General features: G+C 50.2%; 19 protein-coding genes and 1 pseudogene. 13 read left to right on the forward strand and 7 right to left on the reverse strand.

The window, feature by feature from the left end:
* Positions 1-72: 72 nt before the first annotated feature.
* The gene (locus KK083_RS06085) at positions 73-1,212 is read right to left on the reverse strand and encodes a lactonase family protein (RefSeq protein WP_254161717.1); all 1,140 of its coding nucleotides are present in this window, start codon (positions 1,210-1,212) and stop codon (positions 73-75) included.
* A 119-nt stretch (positions 1,213-1,331) separates the two neighbouring features.
* On the opposite strand from KK083_RS06085, the gene KK083_RS06090 reads away from it, so the two are divergent.
* From KK083_RS06090 to KK083_RS06105, 4 genes are all read left to right on the forward strand, one after another.
* Positions 1,332-2,723 (forward strand): DUF1800 domain-containing protein, encoded by a 1,392-nt coding sequence (locus tag KK083_RS06090; protein ID WP_254161718.1) that lies wholly within the window; start codon positions 1,332-1,334, stop codon positions 2,721-2,723.
* Positions 2,724-2,725: 2 nt separating this feature from the next.
* Positions 2,726-3,931, forward strand: coding sequence for a DUF1501 domain-containing protein (locus KK083_RS06095; RefSeq protein ID WP_254161754.1), 1,206 nt, complete (start codon positions 2,726-2,728; stop codon positions 3,929-3,931).
* Positions 3,932-4,130: 199 nt separating this feature from the next.
* Positions 4,131-5,582: a helix-turn-helix domain-containing protein gene (locus KK083_RS06100; RefSeq protein WP_254161719.1), complete on the forward strand. Its 1,452-nt coding sequence runs from the start codon at positions 4,131-4,133 to the stop codon at positions 5,580-5,582.
* Positions 5,583-5,802: 220 nt separating this feature from the next.
* Positions 5,803-8,133, forward strand: coding sequence for an alpha-amylase domain-containing protein (locus tag KK083_RS06105; RefSeq protein WP_254161720.1), 2,331 nt, complete (start codon positions 5,803-5,805; stop codon positions 8,131-8,133).
* Positions 8,134-8,269: 136 nt separating this feature from the next.
* Here the strand turns inward: KK083_RS06105 and KK083_RS06110 are convergent, their stop codons facing one another.
* Positions 8,270-8,662 carry a response regulator gene (locus tag KK083_RS06110; RefSeq protein WP_254161721.1) on the reverse strand — a complete coding sequence of 131 codons (393 nt, stop codon included), beginning with the start codon at positions 8,660-8,662 and terminating at the stop codon, positions 8,270-8,272.
* A 320-nt stretch (positions 8,663-8,982) separates the two neighbouring features.
* Positions 8,983-9,444, reverse strand: a complete 462-nt coding sequence (locus KK083_RS06115) for an Lrp/AsnC family transcriptional regulator (protein WP_254161722.1) — start codon at positions 9,442-9,444, stop codon at positions 8,983-8,985.
* Positions 9,445-9,684: 240 nt separating this feature from the next.
* On the opposite strand from KK083_RS06115, the gene KK083_RS06120 reads away from it, so the two are divergent.
* The 4 genes and pseudogenes from KK083_RS06120 to KK083_RS06135 all read left to right on the forward strand — a co-directional run bounded on the left by KK083_RS06120 (position 9,685) and on the right by KK083_RS06135 (position 13,303).
* On the forward strand, positions 9,685-10,350 hold the full coding sequence (locus KK083_RS06120; protein WP_254161723.1) for a hypothetical protein: 666 nt from the start codon (positions 9,685-9,687) through the stop codon (positions 10,348-10,350).
* Between the two features lie 281 nt (positions 10,351-10,631).
* Positions 10,632-10,850, forward strand: coding sequence for a Sec-independent protein translocase subunit TatA/TatB (locus KK083_RS06125; protein ID WP_254161724.1), 219 nt, complete (start codon positions 10,632-10,634; stop codon positions 10,848-10,850).
* 172 nt (positions 10,851-11,022) lie between these two features.
* A complete protein-coding gene (locus KK083_RS06130; RefSeq protein WP_254161725.1) occupies positions 11,023-11,595 on the forward strand; it encodes a gluconate 2-dehydrogenase subunit 3 family protein in 573 nt (190 codons plus the stop codon).
* A pseudogene (locus KK083_RS06135) lies at positions 11,592-13,303 on the forward strand (GMC oxidoreductase). Before KK083_RS06130 ends, KK083_RS06135 begins: the two are co-directional and overlap by 4 nt.
* A gap of 38 nt (positions 13,304-13,341) precedes the next feature.
* Here KK083_RS06135 and KK083_RS06140 read toward each other — a convergent pair.
* Positions 13,342-13,629, reverse strand: coding sequence for a hypothetical protein (locus tag KK083_RS06140; protein ID WP_254161726.1), 288 nt, complete (start codon positions 13,627-13,629; stop codon positions 13,342-13,344).
* Positions 13,630-14,141: 512 nt separating this feature from the next.
* Here KK083_RS06140 and KK083_RS06145 point away from each other — a divergent pair.
* The 3 genes from KK083_RS06145 to KK083_RS06155 all read left to right on the forward strand — a co-directional run bounded on the left by KK083_RS06145 (position 14,142) and on the right by KK083_RS06155 (position 17,019).
* Positions 14,142-14,588, forward strand: coding sequence for a response regulator (locus tag KK083_RS06145; protein ID WP_254161727.1), 447 nt, complete (start codon positions 14,142-14,144; stop codon positions 14,586-14,588).
* A gap of 238 nt (positions 14,589-14,826) precedes the next feature.
* On the forward strand, positions 14,827-16,146 hold the full coding sequence (locus KK083_RS06150) for a Gfo/Idh/MocA family protein (protein ID WP_254161728.1): 1,320 nt from the start codon (positions 14,827-14,829) through the stop codon (positions 16,144-16,146).
* A gap of 27 nt (positions 16,147-16,173) precedes the next feature.
* Entirely contained in the window at positions 16,174-17,019 is an 846-nt protein-coding gene (locus KK083_RS06155) for a sugar phosphate isomerase/epimerase family protein (RefSeq protein WP_254161729.1), read from the forward strand.
* Between the two features lie 9 nt (positions 17,020-17,028).
* On the opposite strand, the gene KK083_RS06160 is transcribed toward KK083_RS06155, so the two are convergent.
* Positions 17,029-17,220, reverse strand: a complete 192-nt coding sequence (locus tag KK083_RS06160) for a hypothetical protein (protein WP_254161730.1) — start codon at positions 17,218-17,220, stop codon at positions 17,029-17,031.
* Positions 17,221-17,464: 244 nt separating this feature from the next.
* Positions 17,465-18,376 (reverse strand): cation diffusion facilitator family transporter, encoded by a 912-nt coding sequence (locus KK083_RS06165; protein WP_254161731.1) that lies wholly within the window; start codon positions 18,374-18,376, stop codon positions 17,465-17,467.
* 374 nt (positions 18,377-18,750) lie between these two features.
* Here KK083_RS06165 and KK083_RS06170 point away from each other — a divergent pair, with 374 nt between their 5' ends.
* Both KK083_RS06170 and can read left to right on the forward strand, forming a co-directional pair.
* Positions 18,751-19,104: a hypothetical protein gene (locus tag KK083_RS06170; RefSeq protein WP_254161732.1), complete on the forward strand. Its 354-nt coding sequence runs from the start codon at positions 18,751-18,753 to the stop codon at positions 19,102-19,104.
* Between the two features lie 164 nt (positions 19,105-19,268).
* Complete coding sequence (gene can, locus KK083_RS06175; protein WP_254161733.1) at positions 19,269-19,907, forward strand: carbonate dehydratase; 639 nt, start codon at positions 19,269-19,271, stop codon at positions 19,905-19,907.
* 174 nt (positions 19,908-20,081) lie between these two features.
* Here the strand turns inward: can and KK083_RS06180 are convergent, their stop codons facing one another.
* Positions 20,082-23,174, reverse strand: coding sequence for a PAS domain-containing protein (locus tag KK083_RS06180; RefSeq protein ID WP_254161734.1), 3,093 nt, complete (start codon positions 23,172-23,174; stop codon positions 20,082-20,084).
* Positions 23,175-23,282 lie beyond the last annotated feature (108 nt).

Below are 23,282 nucleotides of genomic sequence, written 5' to 3' on the forward strand. Positions count from 1 at the left end.
TTCAGATGACATCATGAACGGTTCCCAGAACGTAGGCCTCCTTACTACTTACTCCTTACTACTTACTTCTTTTTATTCCAGCTTCAGCGCCTGCAAACAAACCGGCGACGGTACCTTCACTTCGTTTCCGGAATAAGTAAGCTTTCCTTTTTTAGCGTCCCACTTAAAGATCACGATGTTATCGGTGTCCTGATGTGCTACGAACACGAATTGATTTTTCGGGTCGATAAGAAAATTGCGGGGCTTTTTGCCGTGGGTTTCCACTGCTTCTTTTAAACGAATGGTGCCATCGATGTTGATGGAGAACAGCGCCAGTGACTCGTGGCCGCGGTTAGACATCATCAGGAATTTTCCGGATGGGTCGGTGTGAATATCGGCGCTGGTATTGGTGCCGCTGAAATCAACGGGCAGGGAAATTACTTCATCCTGTATGATGTCCAGTGCCCCGGTGGCGCGGTTGTAGGAGAAAGCGCATACCGTTGACGTTAGTTCCTCGGCAAGATATGCGTGCAGCCCGTTCGGATGAAATGCGAAGTGACGTGGCCCGGAGCCGGATTTCACTTCAACGTACGGTTTTTCTGCCGGCTTCAACCGTTTCGCCGCAAGGTCAATGGCATAGCTGTAAACCCTGTCGGTGCCCAGGTCGCACACAATTAAGAAGCGGTTATCAGACGACACTGTTGCGGAGTGTACATGGGGTTTCTCCTGACGGGTTTCGTGAGGGCCGCGGCCGCTGTACCGGATAGAATCAGAAGGAGCGCCAAGAGAGCCGTCATCACCCAGCGGGAATACCACCAGGTTTCCTTCGTTATAATTAGACACGAAAGCCAGCTTGCCGGTTTGGTCTACGCTGATGTGGCACGGACCGTTCCCGTACGAAGGCTGATGGTTCACCAGGGTGAGCAGGCCGGTTACAGCATCGATGGCGTAGGCGCTGACCGAGCCCGAATTTTTCTTGTCTTGCACGATGCCCCGGTTCACCGAGTAGAGGAATTTCCCCGAAGGATGGATGGCGATAAAAGAAGGACTCTCAAGCGTTTTCACAGTCTGCAGGTGCTCCAAGGTCCCTTTTTTCCGTTTGAGCTCGTAAACATAGATCCCCTCGCTGCCCCTCACAGAAAAGGTGCCCGCATACACGATCTCTCTTCCCCGCTGGGCAAATGCGGAGAACATCAGGCAGAACAGCAATAGGGTAGTGGAGATTTTTTTCATAAACGGTATGAGATGGTGTTAAAAGGTAAAGCCACGCGGCTGCTTGTTTACATTCGAAATCTAGTGATAAAAGTATGATTTGTCATTAAACCCTGGCACACATTCGCTGTCTATGCATTATGGACCAAAAGTTCCGACATCTTTACAACAGGGCCGCGTTCGGTGTTTACCCCGGCATGTCCGTTGACGACACGGCGAAAAATTTTGCCGGCATGCTCGCGGCGGCCGCAGGGCAAAAGACCATCAGCATCGTAAACAATTACCGCGAAGAGATGGCACTGGCAGGGGCGAAAGAAGACCCGGAGCGCAGAAAAGCGCTGAAGGACCAGGTAAAGCAAGACCAGGTGCTGCTCAACACAACGTGGATCGGGCAGATGGAAGACCGCTCATTGGTGCTTCGTGAAAAAATGACCTTGTTCTGGCACGATCACTTTGCGTGCCGCGTCCGGAGCCCTTACCTGGCGCAGCAGCAGAACAACACCCTTCGAACGCATGCCCTCGGAAGTTTCAGTGACCTGCTCATGGCAGTTTCAAAAGATGCGGCGATGCTGCAGTTCCTCAACAATCAGCAAAACAAAAAGGATAGCCCCAACGAGAACTTCGCGCGTGAGCTCATGGAATTGTTCACCCTCGGCCGCGCACAATATTCTGAAGATGATATCCGCAATGCTGCCCGCGCTTTCACGGGGTGGGCATTCAATCCGCAGACAGGTGAGTTTGTGTTCCGTCAGCGTGCGCATGATGATGGTGTGAAAACTTTCAGGGGCAAAACAGGGAATTTTTCCGGTGAGGATATTATTGCCATGATCCTGGAAGACCGCAAAACGGCACACTTCATCGCATTAAGCCTGTGGCAGTTCTTCGCAGATTCAGCAGCGGCGGATGAGGAAGTGGTTAACGATCTTGCAAAAAGTTTTTACGACTCCGGTTATAACATTTCGCTGTTGCTGGGAAAAATGTTTGCCGGTACAGCCTTCAACAATGCACAATGCATGGGCAACCGTATTAAGTCGCCCGTTGAGCTGATCGTAGGGGCGATGGTGCATACCGGGGGGAAATTCAACAATCCCGCCAACCTGCTCTTTTTGCAGCGGGCCATGGGACAGGTGTTGTTCCAACCTCCCAACGTGGGCGGATGGCCGCGCGATAAAGCCTGGATCGACAGCTCCAGCCTCGCGTTCAGAATGTCGTTGCCAGCAGTGCTGCTGCAGAATTCAGAGACGGAGTTCGAAACGAAAGATGACGGCGATGTGAATAATGTTACAAACAGCTTTGACAACGCACGCAGGATCTCGTTCAGTGTTGACTGGCAGAAGCTGGGCAGCATTTTTATGAAAAGCAACGCTGCTGATTGCCTTGCGGCGATAGCGGAGCACCTGATGGCGAGACCAGTCTCTGCCACCAATATGAAAATAGTGCAAGAGCGTGTTGGAAAGAGCAAGGAAGACCAGGAATTTGTCAGGAATGCGTTCATTGCCTTTATGTCGTTACCCGAATATCAATTAAGCTAATGATGACCAGTCGCAGAAATTTTTTAAAACGATCGGCGCTGACCACGGCCGGCACCATGCTGATCCCGAATTTTTTGAAAGCTTTGGAAGCCACGGCTCCGGGGTCTTTCGCCGGTGAAAAGATCCTGGTGGTGATCCAGCTTTCGGGCGGGAACGATGGGTTGAACACCATTATTCCTTATCAGGATGACCTCTATTATTCCTATCGTCCCCAGCTTGCCATCCCGAAAGAAAAAGTGCTGAAGGCTTCAGACCTGCTGGGCTTCAACCCGGCGCTGGAGAAGCTGAACGTGTTGTACGACAAAGGTTATCTGACCGTGATCAACAACGTGGGATATCCCAATCCGGACCGCTCTCATTTTCGCTCCATGGATATCTGGCAATCGGCGAGCGATGCTTCCGAGTATCTCTCCACAGGCTGGATCGGACGTTACCTTGACGCAAGCTGTGCGGGGTGTAATACTGCGCACCAGGCCATCGAGGTAGACGATACCCTGGGCCTCGCATTGAAAGGTACTTCCATCAAAGGAATGGCCGTCAGGAATCCCGCGCGCCTGTATAAGGCCATGCACAATCCTTTCATCCAGCAGTTGAATGACAATAATAAGGCATCACAGATCAACGACCCATCGCTGCACTACCTGTACAAGACCCTTGCCGAAACGGTTTCTTCCGCGGATTATATTTATGACCGTTCCAAAATTTCGCCGGTGGCTGCAACGTATCCCGCCAACGAATTTGCGGGCAGGCTCAGGACAGTTGCATCATTGATCAATGCCGGCGTGGAGACAAAGGTTTATTATGTTTCACTTTCAGGATTCGATACCCATGTGCGGCAGAAGACGCAGCACGAGCGGCTGCTGAGCACTTACGCTGAGTCGGTGTATGCATTTATTGATGACCTGGAAAGGTCCAACCGGTTCAAAGATGTGCTGATCATGACGTTTTCGGAGTTTGGGAGACGGGTGTCTCAAAACGCCAGTGGCGGCACCGACCACGGTACGGCTAACAACTTATTTGTGATGGGCCGCAACCTGAAGAAAAAAGGGTTCCTGAACGGCAGCCCCGACCTGCGCAAGCTCGACGACGGCGACCTTATCTACCAGACCGACTTCCGCAGCATATACGCCACGTTGCTCAACAAATGGCTGGCAGCCGACGATACCCGCATCCTCTCCCAAAAATTCCCCCTCCTCGATTTCATCTAACCCGTCCCCTGTTGGTGTTCTTCTGTGCCGTTGTTGGTGTTCTTCACCAACAAGCCACCCGTTCCATTTTCCATTTTCCGTTCTCCTTACTTCTTAATTCTTACTCCTTACTCCTTTTCCCAGCCTTCCCCTCCTGACTCCTGGCTCCTGACTTCTGGCTCCTTTTTCTCTATCTTTGATAACACCAGTACCAGCAGCCATGCCGAGATCCCTGATCATCGCACTAATCCTTCTCTCCTCGCAACTCGCGTATAGCCAGGCCACTTTTATCATCCGATCGTTGCCGGCGGGTACACCGGCTACCGATACGATTTTTATTTGCGGCACTTTTAACAACTGGGTTCCTAATGATCCCAGGTATGCCGTACAAAAACAGTCTGACGGTCATCTCGCGGTCACCCTTCCCGTTGGGTTGGGCACCATCGAGTATAAGTTCACCCGCGGCAGCTGGACAAAAGTAGAGACCGATGCGGCCAACCGTTATACAGAGAACCGAATGTTTACTTTCGGCACCACCGACCAGGTTTTTGTCAGCATCGATAACTGGCTCGACCTCGGTGGCGTGAAGAAGCTGAATTACATCGTCTTCTATTTTTTTGCCTGTGCGTTTCAGGGCGTCGCGCTCTGCCTTCTTGTTTTCAGGATCCATAAGAAGGACTGGAATAAGTGGACGGCTTTTTTCGTCGTTAATGCCCTGCTCACGGGGCTGCTCGTGCTGATGGTGCTCGATGAAACTGTTAACCAGATCTGGCAAAGCTACCTGGGGTTTATTTTTCCTATGATCCTGTTCTGCTGGGGGCCAGCGCAATGGCTCTATATTCACGCCATGGCTACCGGCAGCCTGCCGCGGAGGATCCACCTGTTATTCATTCCCGCGGCAGCGGTATTGGTCTTTGTTTCGGCCAGGATGGTCAACCTGGGCAACCTGGGTTTTCTTTCGGGTTTGATGGCGGAGGGTGTTACGTGGGATAATGCCATTTTCTTTACTACAAGCTTTGTTTTTAATGTGGCGATCGTTTTTCGCACGTTCGGGCAATTTTTATTTCTTCGCACGGCGCCGGCAGTACAACGGGAAGCGAGGGAGAACCTGCTGTATTATTTTTTCTGGATCGCATTCGTTGCTTTGCTGATGGTGCCTGTCAATGCCGCGCTGATCTTCTCAGGAGTTCATGTGCCGTTTGTAGATCATTTCCATGGTGTTGTTGTGCTGCTGTCGTTGCTGGTGTTTGTGGAGACTTATTTCTTCTGGCGTTATCCGGAGATCATCCGCGAAGAAAAGCTGCCCGCCGCGCCTGCCGAAAATGCACAGCACTGGGTGGAGAAGCTCAATGCGCTGATGCGAAGCACAAAACCTTACAAGAAAGCCGACCTTTCTGTTTCCGACCTGGCAGAGATGCTGGGCACAAAACCGCACGTGCTGTCGAAGGTGATCAACGACGGCTATCACAAGAATTTCAGGGACTATGTGAACAGCTACCGCATCGAAGAGTTCATAGCCCTTGCCGGCACGAAAGAATTCAGGCATTATACCTTTCTGGCCCTCGCACAGGAAGTTGGATTCAACTCGAAATCAACGTTCAACCTGGCTTTTAAAAAACTCACCAACAAAAGCCCGAGAGATTATTTTAAAAGCAGGCAAGCAGTGAATTGACCAACCTTAAACCCTAAACCTGAAACTTTAAACTTTACCCAGTCTTCTAAATCAGTCCGCCCCCAACCGGCAACCGGTAACCGGTAACTGGCAACCAATAACACCTCCTATTTTCTAAAATAACACCTTTTCTCCCTTCATTGCTGGTCTCACTTTTCTAAAATAGGTCGTTTTGAACCACGGCGGTTTCGATTTTTGGTCACAATCAAATCAATCCTTTATGACGACCAGAAATTTACTGACAACGCTGTTGTTACTTGCCGCCCTGCTGCCTGCGCGGGTATGGGCACAAAATGATGTGATGATGCAGGGTTTTTACTGGGATGTGCCGGTAGACGCTGTAGCCAAGAACGGAAGCTGGTGGACCAACCTAAAAAACAAATCAACCGTCCTGAAAAACGCCGGTATCAAAGGTATTTGGGTGCCATCTCCCGCCAAGGGAAACTTCGGTATCTATGACATGGGCTACGGCATCTTCGATCCCTACGATCTCGGTAATTATAACCAGAAGGGCACTGTGGAAACACGTTTCGGCTCGCGCACGGAGCTCGAGCAGATGATCAGCACCCTGCATACTGATGGCATAGACGTGTATGCCGACATCGTGCTGAACCACCTGTATACAGGCGATGCCGAAGACCAGTCGAACCCGGCAGTGAAACAGTATGTGTTCGATCAGGCGTTCCGCAATGGTCAGCAGTACTCGCCTTATCCCACCAACGAAATAAAATGGGTGATCAAAAACGCTGCGCCCGGTGATTATTACATCCAGATCCATGGCTATCACCTTGCCAGCACGGCTAAAGTGGAACGGGGATACGACCTGCAGATCGATTACGCCGGCACCGGTTTCAACTCCACCTTTTCATGGGAAAGCGAGCCCAACAACGGAAGTGGAAATTTTAACGTGTTTCCCGCTTCGGGCAACACCGTGCGTGGCCATGTGGAGGTAAACGATTTTGACGAGTTCAAAATTACTGTGGCCAGCACACGCGATGTCATCATCAGACTGACGGCGCGCCGGGAAATAGCCAGTCCGTGGGAGTGGGCCTGGGCCGATCAGACCAACGGTTATTACCCCAAGTTCATCTGGTCCGGAAGCACCAACATTGCGGCTACCACGCAGCTGGAAGCCCACACCAACACCAATATCAACTATGTGAACCATACGGGCACGGGAGAAGCCAACTTCTCATGGGGTTACGGCGATTTTCACCCCGTGAATAATACAGACTGGCTGGGATACCCGGGCTCTGACGAGATCATCACCAATACCAAGTTCTTCGGCAACGACCTCAACACCTTCAGCACCACGGTGCGGCAGCGCTACCAGGCCTGGGGCGTGTGGCTTGCCAACCAGATCGGCTTTGACGGTTTCCGCCTGGATTTTGTACGCGGCTTCCAGGAAGAATACGTTGCTGCCTGGGTGAACAACCTCCCGCTCAAGAGTGGAAGCCAGCGTTTTATTGTAGGTGAATACTGGGGTGCCGACTACCGCATCAAAAACTGGGTAAATGCCGTGGCCTCTTATGGTGCCGATGTTGATGGATTCGATTTTCCCCTCAAGTCGTCGCTCACCGGCATGTGCAACGGTAACGGTAGCGGTTTCGATATGCGATGGCTCAACCACGCCGGTATGGTACGCAATAGCGGTGGTAACGCCCTGCCCGGAACCTCGGTGGTCACCTGGCTCGATAACCACGATACGGGAAAAGAGCACGACAAGTGGATCACCAAAGACTGGAAGATGGGCTATGCCTATATCCTCACGCACGAAGGCCGCCCCTGCGTATTTTATAACCACTATTTTGGCGATGTGATGGTAGATGCGCATAACGCAGCGCTGACGGTGACACCTGACCCGAACCTTGGCCTCGACCTTAGAAAGCTGATGTTCGCCAGGAGAACGTATCTTGGCGGAACCCTTACTGTACTGAGTGAGGTTGGCAATCCTTATCCTTCTGCCGATGCTTACAACGTCTATGTTGCACGCCGGGCCGGCAATGGTACCAAGAGCGGTGCCATTGTTGTGATCAATAACCACGATACACAGACCAAAGGCCTTTGGGTAGATTCCTCACCTGCGGGATGGGCAAGCTGGAGCGGACAAACCCTGGTGAACGCTTTTAACACGGCACAGACCGCGGTAGTGCAGGCCGATGGTCGTGTTTATGTTTCTGCACCACCCAGAGGGTATGCGGTGTATGTGAAGCAAAGCGAGGTGGTGTCTTATACCGATCCCGGCGCACGGTTGCGTACCAACGTCAGCTCGGGGGAAGAGTTCTCGGGCGAGCCCGACGGCATGTTTGAGCCGGAATTCAAGATCTGGTCAAACCCCGTGAAGAGCAAATTGAATGTGCTCATCGCGTTGCCACGCAATGAAGCCGTGCAGCTTGAATTTCTAAACGTAAAAGGCGAACGTGTGCTTCAGCAGGCAGCCCAAACGAACCGTTCTACGGAGGTGGACCTCTCACCCTTTCCCGCAGGTGAATACATTCTCCGCGCCGCTATCGGTAGGGTTGTGAGAACACGGAAGATCATCAAAGAATAGTAGGCAGTAGGCAAAAACGGCAGTAGGCAACGGGAGTGACGACTGACAGGTACCGGTTTCTTAATTGACATTTGAAACAGTACCCTTGAAGGCCGTGGATTACCGTTGCCTACTGCCCCGATTTATCGGGCTTTGCCTACTGCCTACTGGTTTCAACCAGTCTTACAAACATGTTAAGTGCTGAACAAAGGTCACTGAAATTGTTGGGCTTCTGAATAAAAGAAGAAGCGCCCAGGTTATACAACTGTTTGATCTCGGTGTTGTCAGTGGTTGTTGAATAGATCACAACAGGGATATCGCGAAGCCTTTGGTCTTTCTTAAGTGCTACGAGACATTTTTTGCCATCCATAACAGGCATGTTAACATCCAGGAAAATGTAATCGGGCAGATCGCTGCTTTCGTTGAGAATGTCGAGCACATTCTGACCATCGTTGGCTGTTAAACATGAAATGGACGGGTCGACCTTCTGCAATGCCTCAGACATCAGCTCGCGGTCATCATGGTCATCATCAGCATATAGGATAGTCATAAGCGATAACTTTAGTTAACAATATATACCACACTATGCGCCGTAAGCTCGCAAAACCATGCCTCATAGCAGCGCGCTTACGGTTTTTCCGACTTATGGTAACACCTGCCTTCGTATGGTCATATTTGTCTATCAAGATAGCCGCTGCAATTTGCCGTTTCCTTCCTGCTGTAGAATAATTCTACAACCTGTAGTAACTTTTTTTCGAAGCAGAGCTATCGGCGCTTTACGGGGTGTGCACGCACACAGAAAAGGAGTAAGAATTAAGGAGTAAGTAGTAAGGAGGAGGATAATTTTCGATCTGTGCGTCTCCTTACTCCTTACTTCTTACTCCTTACTACTACTCTAGGCTCCGGATTCCCTGACAAAATAATAGACGTCGCAGTCTCTCCGTATTTCCCGAGCTTCTCGAGAAAAAGCTCCAGCTCTTTTGTAGTGGCAACAGCAACTTTCAGCAACATGCAGCAGTCGCCGGTAACGGTGTACCATTCTGTGATCTCTGGCATGGTGCTGATCAGCTTCACTACCTCTGCGTGTTTGAGCGCCGTTGATTTGAAGTTGATAAAGACACGCACGGTCAGGCCGATCTTATCGTAGTCGATCACCGTACGGTAGCCCTGGATCAGCCCTTCTTCTTCCATCCTGGAGATGCGCTCGGCCACAGCAGGTGCCGTGAGACCAACACGCCTGCCGATCTCAGAGGCAGAGATCCTTGCATTCTGCTGAAGCTCTTCCAGTATGCGCCAGTCGAGGTCGTCCATTGCTTTTGATCTGCGATCCATAAAAAAACTTATAAATGAAAGTGAAACGTTGTTAATACCTTAAAATTGAAAGCTCCCGCGCCAATCACCCATGTTACTTTTGAAAGTAATTTCTTCGCGATGCACAGCAAAGTAACAAGAAAAAAATTTCTTCACGTGAGCACTTCCTTTTTGGGATTTTCGGCGCTGAGCCCATTCGGTTTTGGTGAATCATTGCCTGTCGTAAGATCTCATCACAGGGGATCTGAGGATACCGGACATTTGAGCACAACAGAGGATGACACCATCCGGGTGCTGGAGCTGCGCAACTACCTGCTGAAAACAGGAATGCGCGAAAAATTCAACCGCTACTTTTCCGAGCACTTTATGACCTCGCAGCAGGTGATGGGGGGATATGTACTGGGACGATTCGCCATTACAGGTGAAGACGACAGATTTTTCTGGATGCGCGGTTTCAATGATATGCTGACGAGAAGCAAATTCCTGCCTTCCTTCTATGGCGGAAGCCCCGCGTGGAAAAGCTTCGGCCCGGGAGCAAATGAAATGATGCTGGAAGTAGATAACGTACACCTCGTACGACCGCTCGCCGAAACCCGGCACAGCACGTTTCTCGCTTCGTCAAATTTAGTTGTCATAGATTATTATACCGCGCACGGTCATCGTCTTGAAGACCTTATCTCGGTATTTCGTTCAGCGTATCTTCCCTCACTGGTATCGCAGGGCCTGGAATCCTCGCTGTGGGTGAGCGAAATGAACACGAACGATTTTCCACGGCTTCCTGTGATCCAGGACCCGAACCTGCTGATAGTGATCACCGGCTATCGCGATGAAGCCGCCTATCGACACGCAACAAAAACAGATGCAGTGGGCAACGATTTGAAAGAATTGCTGAGCAACAGACGCACGCTTGTGCTGCGAAGAACGTAAACAGTCTATAGTTCATGGTCAATGGTCGTCTGGTGTTTATCCAGAGAGCGGTGTCATGTTCGAAAGAACGAAGCCGTGCCTTTGTCAGCCTTGCCGGTCCTGCCATGGACTATGGACCATTGACTATGGACTCTTCTCAACCGGCCAATTCTAAAATGGGTTCACACTCCCCCGTAACACCATCCATCCCATCATCCATTTAACGCACAAATAATACCTTTTAAAGCAGTTGCCATGCTTTTTACCCGCTGAAGTACGTTATTCAATAAATTTCTATCGCGATGAAAGCAACTTTGTTATTTCTTGGAGGCGTTGGCATGCAGGAGCTTCTTGTCATCGGCCTTTTTGTGCTCATTTTCTTTGGAGCCAAAAAAATTCCTGATTTTATGAAAGGCCTCGGAAAAGGCGTCCGCGAATTCAAAAGCGGTCTTAACGACGTGAAGAGGGACTTTGAAGAAGCCGGCGAAGAACCGAAAAAGGTTGACGAGGCAAAAAAATAACCCGCGCTAACATTCTTGTGATTTTCTGCGAACGGGCACTCATACGCGCTGAGTCTGTATTGTCATGTGCCGCCTGTTCCCCGTGTAGTGATCCTCAATTTGATTGCCGATTTTTGGTTATTGAATTGATATGACTACTTTGTCCATTCTTTAAGATTTCGCCCGGTCCAATATGTTAAGAAGAACAGCCCTTAAACAACTGATGCTTGCGGCAGGAGGTGCTGCATTGTTGCCCGCCTGCGTCAGAAACCTCACAGAGACCACCCTGGTCCTGAAAAATTTAAAGATCTCCGGCGATGATGAATCACTGCTCGCTGAAATAACCGAGACCATCATTCCCGCTACGGAAACACCCGGGGCGAAAGACCTGAAGCTGCATCAATTTGTGCTGCGCATGGTTGACGATTGCTATGAACCGGAGCAGCAACAGAAGTTCAGCGCCGGCCTTGCTGCGTTTTCGAAAATGGCGGAGGCAGAAACCGGAGATTCGTTTATGGCGCTCAGCAAGCAGCAAAGAGAAGACCTGCTCAGGCAACTGGAGCTGGCGAAAACGGGCGATAATAAAGACGGGAAACAGGAACCTGTCAATACCTTCTATTCCATAACAAGAGATCTCACCATCAAGGGCTATATCACTTCTGAATATGTGCTGACCGAACAACTGTATTACAACATGATCCCCGGACGATTCGAAGGCTGTGTGGAGATCAAAGATGCTAACGACTATAAAACGATCCTGGGATGAGTAACCTGAATATCAAAGGAAAACAACAGCAGACCTACGATGCGATCGTCATCGGTTCGGGTATCAGCGGAGGTTGGGCTGCAAAAGAGCTGGCGGAGAAAGGCCTGAAAACATTGGTGCTGGAAAGGGGAAGGGATGTAAAACACGGAGTAGATTACCCCACCACCAGCATGCCGCCGTGGCAGTTCGAGCACCGGGGGCAGATCCCGCTGGAGATCCAGAAGGCAAACCCTGTTGTGAGCAAGTGTTACGCCTTCCGGGAGGATGCAGCGCATTTTTTTGTGAAAGACGACGAGCATCCGTATACCCAGGAGAAACCGTTCGATTGGATCCGCGGCTACCAGGTGGGCGGAAAATCGCTGCTGTGGGCAAGCAGACCCAACGCTGGAGTGATTTTGATTTCGAAGGACCGGCGCGTGATGGCTTTGCCGTTGACTGGCCTATCCGGTACAAAGACATCGATCCGTGGTACAGCTACGTCGAAAAATTTGTCGGCATCTCGGGCAATAAAGATGGCCTTCCGCAGCTTCCCGATGGCGAGTTCCTTCCGCCGATGCAGATGACCTGTGTGGAGGACTTCTTCAAGGGAAAAGTAGCAAGCCTCTACAAAGATCGTCATGTGATCATCGGGCGATGTGCGCACATCACGGAAGCACAGGAGGTGCACAAACAGCAGGGGCGGGGCACATGCCAGCACCGTAATTTGTGCCAGCGTGGTTGTCCTTTCGGAGGATATTTCAGCAGCAACGCATCAACCATTCCCTGGGCATTGCGCACCGGCAACGTTACCCTGAAACCTGACTCTGTAGTGCATTCCATTATTTATGATGAAAATGCGCAGCGTGCTTCCGGTGTGAGGGTGATCGATGCAAAAACAAAAGAGACTACAGAATATTTCGCACGCATCATTTTTGTAAATGCGGCCGCGTTGAATACCAACCTCATTCTGCTCAACTCAACTTCGTCAAGATTCCCGAAAGGCCTGGGCAACGACAACGGCCTGCTCGGCAAGTTTGTTGCTTTCCATAATTACCGCGCAAGGATCTCGGCCGAATACGAAGGCTTCGGGAATTTTACAAAATATGGCAACCGGCCCAACGGATGTTACATCCCGCGGTTCAGGAATGTGTTTAAGCAGGAGACCGATTTTCTGCGCGGCTATGCTGCGGGTTTCTCCGCATTCCGCCGACTCGATCACAGTGACGATGGTGTGGGCGCAGTCCTTAAGGCCAACCTGCTGAAACCTTCCCTGGGCAACTGGGACGTGGGCTCTCACATGATGGGCGAGACTATACCGAAAGAAACGAATTACGTTGCGCTGGACGACGCGAAGAAAGATACGTGGGGCATTCCACAGCTAAAGATTTCGGTAGACTACGATGACAACGATGAGAAGATGGTGGCCGATTTCCTGCAGCAGTTCACAGAGATGTACACAAAAGCGGGGTTCACCAACATCCGCACCAGCGACTCCAAACAGGCGCCCGGCCTCGATATTCACGAGATGGGAGGCGTGCGCATGGGGCGTGATCCCAAGACATCACTGCTCAACAAATGGAACCAGTTGCACGCCTGCAAGAATGTGTTTGTCACCGACGGAGCCTGCATGACCTCTACATCAACGCAGAACCCTTCGCTCACCTACATGGCCTTGACAGCAAGAGCAGCAGACTACGCTGCAAAGCAGCTCGCTTCAGATAACCTCTGAGATCAATTGCCCCGGGTTTAAACCCGGGGCAATTGATTTCAATGCCAAAGCGCTGCCTTTTCGGTCAATGTTCTTTTCTCCTGAATGACAGGAATGTTGTGAACGCTCAGCAGATCTTTCAACGTATTGTTCCAGTCGCATGCCATAAAACGGAATGAGACCGTCGCGAGATCATCGGCATCTTTTTCAATAGGTGCGTTGTCAAGCGAGTAAGTGCACAGCGTACGGTACAGGTTATGCCGGTTGTACAGCAGGAACGCCTCCCATAATTTCACTTCGACGATGGCTTCTTTGGTCTCCTTGAAACCCGAAGGTTGATTGTTCATGCGTTGCATAAGTTTGATCTTTAGCCTTGAGATGGAACTGCAAAACAAACACATGCAGTACGGAGATGCAATCGGTTGAAGGCACGTATAAGCTACTCGGCGCATTAATTGACTTTGCAACGATATGGCTGGTTGTCGTTAGCGCGGCCGCTTTATATTTACGGTCTCAATTTTACAAATCTTTGGATTCCCGGGTCCTGTCCGATCATCAATCCGTCTTTTCCGATTTCAGATCTCCAGCGTCGTTCAACCGTTAATTTTTAATCGTCAATTGTACATATAAGATTATCTTATATGTAAACCTAACCTGCAAAAAAATACGCTGGCACGGTTTTTTTATATTTCCCCAAATTTATAATATGCGGTCGTCTGCCGGTTTTCCGAAACGGGGAGACGTTGTGCCGCTTTTTTGATTATTTTTTAGTAAGAACGCATCGCTCTGATCCTAAAAACAAGTCACCGGACAACATTAGTTTTTTGGAGTTAAATACAGGCTAAACCCGAAGGGCCCTATGCGAATGTCAAACGGTGATTCACCTCATGTGATGATTGCGGAAGATGATGATGACGACTACTACATTTTTTCAGTTGCCCTGGAAGAGCTGTCCATCACAGTTGTACTGACAAGAGCCCGGAACGGGGATATCCTGGTGCGTCTGCTGGAAGATAAGGTGCCGGACATCCTGTTCCTGGACCTGATGTTGCCAGGCAAAGACGGCCGCCAGTGCCTGCGGGAGATCCGCGCCAACAACAAATACGATGCGCTGCCGGTGATCATGTACAGCTCGCTCAAGAGCATCGACGAGATCGAATTCTGCTACCGCGAAGGCGCCAACCTCTATGTGATCAAACCAACCGCCTACACAGACCTCAAGGATATTTTGCAACGCATCCTCCATATCGATTGGAAAAAACTGCTCTACTATCCGCCCCTGTCCCAGTTTGTAATCAACGGTTAACCGGTAACCAGTAATCGGTAATCAGTAATCAGTGTGCTATTGATAACCGACACACCGATTACCGGTAACCGATTACCCGATCACCGATTTTGGGAACGGTACCGGAAATGGCAATGCCGTTTTTTGTTACATGCGGTATGCGTCTTATCGATCATAATCATTATTATTGAAGGCATTGACGTTCAGCAACGGCTGAGTCAGGCATTTGCAAAACCGATTTATCCGAACAATCTGACCTATGAACCGAAAAACTTTCATTTACAACTCCGGCCTTGCGGCAGCGTCTATGTTCCTCCCGAAAAGTGTATTTGCTTTTACGGGCTCACCGGCCAACAAGGTGGTGGTGGCGGTGATGGGCACCAACGGAAGAGGTGAGTTCCTGGCAAACAGCTTTGCCAAACTTCCCGATGTGGAAGTAGGGTACATCTGCGATGTTGATGAAACCGTGCTGGCGAAGACCATCGAGAGTGTTGCCAAGATCACGGGTAAAAAGCCGCAGGGTGTAACGGATATCCGGAAGCTTCTTGAAAAGAAAGATTTTGATGCGCTGGTAGTGGCCGCGCCTGATCACTGGCATACGCCGGCATCCATTATGGCTTTGCAGGCAGGTAAGCACGTGTATGTTGAGAAACCTTGCAGCCACAATCCGCAGGAAGGTGAGTGGCTGGTGAAGGCGCAGCAGAAATACAACAAGCTGGTGCAGATGGGAAGTCAGCGCAGGTCGTTCAGCAACGTGCAGGATGCCGTTAAAAAGTTGCGCGAAGGTGCTATCGGCCGCGTGTATTTCGCAAGAGGATGGTACACCAACCAGCGCGCATCCATCGGTAAAGGCAAAGAGGTGGCGCCACCTGCAAACCTAAATTTCGATCTCTGGCAGGGACCCGCACCGCGCAGAAAATACCGCGACAACCTGGTACACTATAACTGGCACTGGTTCTGGCACTGGGGCACAGGCGAAGCGCTGAATAACGGTACGCATGAGCTCGACGTGATCCGCTGGGGCCTTGGCGTTGATTATCCCGTCAAGGTGGTTTCAGCCGGCGGACGTTTTCAGTTCCAGGACGACTGGGAAACACCCGATACACAAACCATCACATACAATTTTGCGAACAACACAGGCTGCACCTGGGAAGGCAGAAGCTGCAACCGTTTTGAGTCAGAAGGCTCGGGACGTGGTGTGATCTTCTATGGCGACCAGGGTACACTGGTGTATGTCACCGGCAATAGCTATAGCATTTATGACAAGGAGAACAAGAAGGTGGTGCTGGAAGTGAAAGACGACACACCGATGGACCCCACCAACAAAGTGAGCCCGTTCGAGAAGCTTGAGTTTGTACACCTCACCAATTTTGTGGAAGCCATCCGCGGCAATGCCAAGCTGAATGCACCGATCGAAGAAGGCCATAAGTCCACGTTGCTTCCGCAGCTCGGCAACATCGCCTACCGCACAGGAAGGGTGCTGACCTGCGACCCGTCTAACGGACATATCCTCAACGACAAGGAAGCCATGAAATTATGGGGCAGGGAGTATGAAAAAGGATGGGAGCCTAAGATCTGATCGCAAAAAAACATTGTATTGAACAACATGAAAAAACTGATATTGCCAGCAATGCTCGCCTTCGTTACAACCATGACGGCAGCACAGTCTATCGGCAAGTACCTCGAAACACGTCTCGGCGTAGTCTCGTATACCCACCGGCGGTCCTTTCAAAAAGATGTAGCCGCCACGTTAGACACCATCAAGGCGTTGGGCTTCACCAACATCGAGATCTCGAATCTGTTCGGCAAAACAGCTGCGGAGTTCAGAAAGCTGCTCGACGAGCGCGGCATCCGTTGCACCTCGTTCGGAGTGGGTTATCCCGACCTCGTGAACAAGACCGATGAAGTGGGAAACAATGCCAAAACACTCGGGGCGTCATTTGTGCGGGTGGCGTGGATCCCGCATGAAGGTAGCTTCACCATCGAAACCGCGAAGCAGGCTGTAGCCGATTTCAACGCAGCGGGAAAAACGCTGAAAGAAAAGTACGGCCTCTCGTTCTGCTATCATAACCATGGATACGAGTTTCAGCCTTATGAAAAGGGAACATACTTCGATTTTATCGCCGCCAATACCAATCCGGCTTACGTGAATTTTGAGATCGACATCTTGTGGGCCTTCTTCCCTGGCGCAGATCCCGCCGCCCTCATCCGCAAGCACGGTAACAGAATGAAGCTCATGCACGTGAAGGATCTCAGGAAAGGTGTGAAAGGAGATTTCTCAGGCAAAACCGACGGAAATAACGATGTAGCTGTCGGCACCGGCCAGATCGATATCCCGGCGGTGATGAAAGCAGCCAAAAAAGCCGGTGTGATCTATTACTATATCGAAGACGAAAGCGACCATGTGGGCGTTCAGGTGCCCCAAAGCCTCGCTTATCTTAAAAAGTTATAGATCCGGGCGCTATTTCTTTTTTCCGTCCTTGAACTCGCCCAGGTAGTTCACGCTGTAAGCGTTCTGATACTGCCGGATGGCTGTTTGTATTTCGGGATAAGAGTCTCTTCTGATCTTGGTGCCTTTCAACGCACCTTTGTTGCGGACTTCGATGTAAAAACCGTCTTTTAATTTGATCTCACGCGTTACTGGTCTACCCATACATTTTTCTGATTTGTGCTTACAAGTATACCTGTTCTAAGGCTCTGTTTGGTTCAAAAGATTGGAAAATGGGCTCAACAGCTCAGAAAGCCGTTTTTTAGTGATTTTGAATACCTTAAAAGGCACTAAGGTACAGGTATTAGGCAAGCGTTTTAAGCTAATTTGTTGGCCAACCGGGCTTTATACCATGAGTGACCTGTTTGGTAAACCAGGGGCAGGCGAATAAAGTTCATAAGCCTGATTTTCAGCAATCTTCGAGCTGGCAATGCGCCTGCAGCTGCTCGGTCTCTATGGTGATATGGTTCAGGTGAAGGTGCTCCAGGCAATGCCGGGCCTCACCCTTGATCTTTTCAGTTTCCTGGAAAGTTACGGTATTATTCACCACCAGGTGCAGCGTCAGGATGTTATACTGCCCGTCCATGGACCAGGCGTGGATGTCGTGAACGCCTTCTACCCCCGGAATGGTCATCAGTTTCTTTTTGATGGCCACTTCGTCTACATTTTCAGGCACCCCCTGCAGGAGGATCCGCAGCAGCGACCTGATGTTTTTATACACGTTGAAAAGAATGAAGACCGATATGCCAACAGACAGGATCGGATCGAGAATAGGAACATCAAAGAACATCATCACAATACTTCCGATGAGCACGGCGGTCCAGCCCAGCACATCTTCCATAAAGTGAAGCGACACCACCCGCTCGTTAAGACTCTTTCCCTTCTGGAGCCGGAGCATGGCCGCACCATTCACAACAATACCCATCACCGCCAGCAGCAGCATTCCCTTCGTATCCGGCGTCTGCGGCTCCGCAAGCCTGCCGATAGCTTCGCGCAGAATGAAGATCGATCCGATCACAAGCACCAGCGAGTTGATGATAGCACCCAGCAACGAGAACCGCCGGTAACCATAAGAAAACGAAGCATCACGTTTCTGCTTCGATTTCTTTTGAAAGTACCATGACAATCCCAGCGACAGGCTGTCGCCAAAATCATGAAGCGCATCCGAAAGAATGGCAACGCTGTTGGTATAAAGACCTCCTGCAACTTCGATGAGCGCAAACACGGTATTGAGCCAGAAAGCAGCTGATATATTTCCAGCCGAATGATCATGATGATGGTGATGATGATGCCCGTGTGAATGTGAATGATCGTGTGCCATAAAAATGTGCGCTGCCCCTGGATGATCCGTGTGATGAGATCATTTTTACCAAAAGTAGGCCAAAATACAGTGCAACAGGTTTGCAGGAAGAATTTAAGTCGATAGGAGCGCCCAACCCTTTGAGGGCTTTTCAGGAGGCAGTAACAGTGGATCAGCACAGGCACCTGCAAACCCTCAAAGGGTTTCTCCAAGCGTGAGTTCTTTTAGTCGTCGGACCACTAGCCGCGCGCATGCATTTGCGCAGTGGTCTGACGACTATCCAGCTCTTCTAACCAAAATCTAATCTGCCATTTCGAACAGAATAGCGGGTACAGGCGTTAATCCGGCTGATACAGCTAAGCCATGGGTGGCATAGTTGAAAAAATGATGTATTTTTGACAGATATGAAATTGTTCAGGGTCAAATTTGTTCGCGATGTAATGCTTCTCATTGCAGGACTCACCTTCCTGAACATGGGCTTTTTCCTGGCAGAGGCTGCAGCGCTGAAGCTGAAAAACACAAAGCTGTTGGAAAACATCGCCAGATCGGGTTTTGAAGAAGAACGCGATGGTGGCGAGGAGGCTCCCGGCGGTGATGCCAGCGAGGAAGAAGTCGACCTCATGAACAATCACTATTTCTTTCAGCAGTCGATTTCCTTTGAGTTCATACTGCAACGAAAGGGTGCGCATAACGAGCGGTTCTCTCCTCCGCATCATCTCGAAATTTTTTGTCCGCCTCCAGAGGCCTGATCACTTCCCTGCAGCTGATCACGGTTGCACAGCCTTCTAAGGCTACCCTGCATTTTGTTATTCTTTAAATCCCCGAAGCCAGCGTTAGTGCTGGATTGCTTTGCGGCATTTTTTATGTGCTGTGCATGCTTCGGACTTGTAAAAATTACTCAACACGAATTATTATGGACGTTTATAAATCACTATTGGAAGGAAACCGTACGTGGGTCAAACAAAAAAACGAAGAAGATCCGCAGTTTTTTGAACGCCTTTCGAAAGGTCAGAGCCCGAAGGTATTGTGGGTAGGTTGTTCGGACAGTCGTGTTCCTGCGAACCAGATCACCAATACCAATCCAGGTGATATTTTTGTACACCGTAACATTGCCAACGTGGTTGTTCATTCTGATATGAACATTTTAAGCGTGCTGGATTATTCTGTCAATATTTTAAAAGTGGAGCATGTTATTGTGTGTGGCCATTACGGCTGTGGCGGTGTGGAAGCTGCCATGCAGAATAAAGCATTCGGTCTGGTAGACAACTGGCTCAGGTTCATCAAAGACGTGTACCGGATCCATCGTGATGAGCTCAATGCCATTGCCGATTACCAGGAAAGACTGGATCGTTTTGTAGAGCTCAACGTGATCGAGCAAGCCTACAGCCTCATGAAAACCACCATCATCCAGAATGCGTGGGCCGAACGAAACGGACCCAAAGTACATGCCTGGGTCTACAGCCTGAAGACCGGCGTCATCACCGACCTGAAAGTTTCAGGCGAGAACCTGAAAGACCTGAAACCTTTGTACAGGATCGCGGAAGAGGTGTAGAGAGTCCACAGTCCACGATCGACAGTCCACAGACGAATAGTGTTGCGTAGAAGTTTGCCTGCTGATTTTCAAAGCGCAATTGGGAGACATTACAATGTACGTCGGTGGACTGTAAAAAAGAGTAGTCGTCAGACCACTGCGCGGGTGCATGCGCGCTGCCAGTGGTCCGACGACTCACTTCAACATCGGAAAGTAACATGTAAAAACAGCGCCTTCTCCGGGCCTGCTTTTTACCACGATGAAGCCGTGGTGATTGTCCACTACTTTTTTGCAAATGGCCAGCCCCATACCGGTGCCGGGAAACTCTGACCTTCCGTGCAGGCGTTGGAACATCTGGAATATTTTGGCTGTATACTTTTCTTCAAACCCGATGCCGTTATCCTTGACTTCAATTTTCAGATAACGCTGGTGCGGAACTACAAACGGGTCCTGGATATCTTCTGCCATCACGAACGCCGAGCTGATCCTGATGTGGGGAATATTGTCTGGCTTCTGAAATTTAATGGCATTGGTGATGAGGTGCTGCAACAGTTGTGAGAATTGAAGCGGGTTGCCATAGATCACAGGAAGCTCCTGGCACTCGAGCTTTACCCGTCTTTCTGAAAGAAGATCGCCGAGATCACCTTTTACTACCTCCAGGATCTGGTTCAGGTTGAACTCCAGCATCTTTGGGGTGCCGGCGCTGGCGCGTGAGAAGGTGAGGATCTCATCGATGAGGGTATTCATGCGATGGATGGAGCCGATCATCTTGTGCAGGAATTCCTTGCCATTCTCCGAGAGGCTTCCCTGTTCACGCTGCATGAGGGCGTCGCTGAACAGCTCGATCTTTCGCAACGGCTCGCGCAGGTCGTGGCTGGCAATAAAGGCGAAGGTAGAGAGCTCTTCGTTCATCGATTTCAGCTCATGATTCTTCTGATGCAGCGCCCTGTTCAGCGCTTCGAGGTCCTGCTGCGATTTCACCTTTTCACTGACATCATGGATCACGTTGAGCACGGCATACACCTGGCCCTGCTCGTTCTTCAGGGGCAGGTAATAGATGTCGAAATAGCCGTTCTCATAGAAGCTGGCTTCGGCTTCGAGGAATACGGATTCTCCGTCGAGTGCCTTGTGCGTGGCTTCCAGCAGCCTTTTATTTTCCTTGATATAAGGGAACGTCTCGAACAAATGCTTCCCCAAAACTTTTTCCCTGCTGAGTTTGGTATACTGTTCGGACACTTTGTTCCATACCAGGAATTTCAGATCCTTATCAAAAACAATGATCCGGTCTACACTTGAGTCGATGAGCATTTCAATGAACCTCACCCTTTCCTCCAGCTCGCGGTGAAGCAGTACGTCTTCCGTGACATCGCGTACAGTGCCCACAATAGATCTTTCACCTGCCCTGTTAACGAGCTCGCTTGCCGTTCTCATGTAGCGGATGGTGCCGCCCTCGCCGATCAACCTGAACTGGTATTCCTTGAGCGGACCTTCCTCCATATGGCTCACGATATCGCTTTCTTCCCGCATGCGCTGTTGGTCATCAGGGTGGATGGCGTTGATAAAACGTTCAACGCTGGGTTCCGTTGTGCCGGGCTCCATGCCAAGCATCCTGTAAAGATTTTCGGCCCAGGTAACGTGGCCCGTCTGCAGGTTCCATTCAAAATTGCCGATATTGGCGATCCGCGCAGCTTGCCGGTCCAACTGATGCTGAAGATTTATCAGCTCCTGCGCTTTCTTGGTATCGTGGATGTCTTGCGCAAGAGAAATGGTTTGCGCCACTAAGCCATCAGCTTTCCTTTTGAATACTTTTGTGCGGATCCTGAACCATCGCCATGAGCCGTCTCTCATCCTGAGCCTCACTTCTATTTCCCGCACCTCGTCATCGCCCATCAGCTCCTGGTCTGCGATGTGCTGCATCTTCTTTTTGTGGTCCAGCGGATGGTGCGCTTCGGCAAAGATCGCTTCTCCTTTTTCTTCTACATCCTGCTGATCTATGCCCATCATTTCGGTTACGCGCCTATTGACGTAGACGATCGCCTTTTTTTCGAGGTCGGTGATGTAGAGCAGATCGGGCGTGGAATCCGCCACCTGATGGATAAAGTGTCTGCTTTCCTGCAGTTCCGATTCCTCACGCTTTCTCTGTGTGATGTCCTGGAAGGTGACGATGACGGTGTCTTCCACATTGGTGACGTAAACATGGAACCAGTTGAAATAACCTTCAGAATTGTAGAGATGTTCAAACTCGGCGGGTTTGCCGGTCCTGATCACCTCTTTGAATATTTCGAACAGGCCGTTCGTACCCATTCCGGGAAACTCCTCCAGCAGGTATTTCCCGTTGAGGTTTCTCCCGAAAACTTCTTCCGCCTTGCGGTTGTGATATTTCCATCGCATGTCATAGATCTCATGCGATTCGTCGTAAACGCTTTCAAATACCTGGATACCGTATATGGTGGTATTAAAAGCAGCTTCTGTCAGCTCCTTGCTTTCCTTCAGCTCTTTTTCGCTGGTGAAGAGATTGTGCACTTCTGTGAAGGTGCCAACCCAGCGCTCCACTTCTCCTGTTTCGTTATGAACGGGCTTAATGTCACAGATCTGCCACCGGTATTGATGCTGATAATTGCGCACCATGATCTCGCCGTGATAGGAGAGGCCAAGCCTTACGCAGGCTTCGATGTGTGGCATTACTTCTTTGACCTGGCTCGGGTGAAAGATGTCTATATCTTTTAAGGCGTAGTTCTCGATCTGCTCAGGAGAAAGGCCTGTATAAGCAAACCACCGGTCGTTGTAGAACTGAACCCTGCCTTCAGCATCGGTCATCCATACCATCTGCGGAATGGCGTCGAGCGTTTTCTGAAGAAGCTCTTTGGTTTCGTAAAGCCTTGCTGCCTGCGGTGCGGGGGCCGATTCTTCTATACCGGCCTGCTGGTTTTCGAGGCCCGCTTTTTCCGGCTGCATAAGACTGCCAAACCCGTGCAGTGGTCTTACTTCTCCCGCCGGCGTTACCACCCGGAAATGATAGTCGAGTGATTTGCCTTCCTTCAGCTCTTCAACCAGGTGCTTCACGTATGGCAGGTCATCGGGGTAGATCAAATTATTAGAATCCTGTAACGTGATCAGATAATCAAAACTTATCGGCAAACCACTGATGTCTGCTTTCCCGCCGGGGGCTTCGGGTTGATCCTCCAGATGCCAGGGTCCCTGCAATGTGAGTGCGCGGGAGCGGATGATGAGACTAAGTTTTTGATTATTGCTGATATCGGTAGGAACAAGCTCGGAAAGAGTTTCCATAAGTGTTGGTTTGGGTTGAACACAACAAAAAAACAGCAACTACTACAGGCGGGGAAACCGGTCAGGTTTTTTCTCTAACCGTGTAGTGAATATAAAGTTTTTCAGGGT

The sequence above is a fragment of the Chryseosolibacter histidinae genome, from assembly GCF_018598225.1.
Lineage (GTDB): Bacteria > Bacteroidota > Bacteroidia > Cytophagales > Cyclobacteriaceae > Chryseosolibacter > Chryseosolibacter histidini.

Excerpts from the sequence above, each read along its gene's own strand:
- KK083_RS06085 (WP_254161717.1), bottom strand. The coding sequence starts at position 1,212 with ATGAAAAAAATCTCCACTACCCTATTGCTGTTCTGCCTGATGTTCTCC.
- KK083_RS06090 (WP_254161718.1), top strand. The coding sequence starts at position 1,332 with ATGGACCAAAAGTTCCGACATCTTTACAACAGGGCCGCGTTCGGTGTT.
- KK083_RS06095 (WP_254161754.1), top strand. The coding sequence starts at position 2,726 with ATGACCAGTCGCAGAAATTTTTTAAAACGATCGGCGCTGACCACGGCC.
- KK083_RS06100 (WP_254161719.1), top strand. The coding sequence starts at position 4,131 with ATGCCGAGATCCCTGATCATCGCACTAATCCTTCTCTCCTCGCAACTC.
- KK083_RS06105 (WP_254161720.1), top strand. The coding sequence starts at position 5,803 with ATGACGACCAGAAATTTACTGACAACGCTGTTGTTACTTGCCGCCCTG.
- KK083_RS06110 (WP_254161721.1), bottom strand. The coding sequence starts at position 8,662 with ATGACTATCCTATATGCTGATGATGACCATGATGACCGCGAGCTGATG.
- KK083_RS06115 (WP_254161722.1), bottom strand. The coding sequence starts at position 9,444 with ATGGATCGCAGATCAAAAGCAATGGACGACCTCGACTGGCGCATACTG.
- KK083_RS06125 (WP_254161724.1), top strand. The coding sequence starts at position 10,632 with ATGAAAGCAACTTTGTTATTTCTTGGAGGCGTTGGCATGCAGGAGCTT.
- KK083_RS06130 (WP_254161725.1), top strand. The coding sequence starts at position 11,023 with ATGTTAAGAAGAACAGCCCTTAAACAACTGATGCTTGCGGCAGGAGGT.
- KK083_RS06140 (WP_254161726.1), bottom strand. The coding sequence starts at position 13,629 with ATGAACAATCAACCTTCGGGTTTCAAGGAGACCAAAGAAGCCATCGTC.
- KK083_RS06145 (WP_254161727.1), top strand. The coding sequence starts at position 14,142 with ATGCGAATGTCAAACGGTGATTCACCTCATGTGATGATTGCGGAAGAT.
- KK083_RS06150 (WP_254161728.1), top strand. The coding sequence starts at position 14,827 with ATGAACCGAAAAACTTTCATTTACAACTCCGGCCTTGCGGCAGCGTCT.
- KK083_RS06155 (WP_254161729.1), top strand. The coding sequence starts at position 16,174 with ATGAAAAAACTGATATTGCCAGCAATGCTCGCCTTCGTTACAACCATG.
- KK083_RS06160 (WP_254161730.1), bottom strand. The coding sequence starts at position 17,220 with ATGGGTAGACCAGTAACGCGTGAGATCAAATTAAAAGACGGTTTTTAC.
- KK083_RS06165 (WP_254161731.1), bottom strand. The coding sequence starts at position 18,376 with ATGGCACACGATCATTCACATTCACACGGGCATCATCATCACCATCAT.
- can (WP_254161733.1), top strand. The coding sequence starts at position 19,269 with ATGGACGTTTATAAATCACTATTGGAAGGAAACCGTACGTGGGTCAAA.
- KK083_RS06180 (WP_254161734.1), bottom strand. The coding sequence starts at position 23,174 with ATGGAAACTCTTTCCGAGCTTGTTCCTACCGATATCAGCAATAATCAA.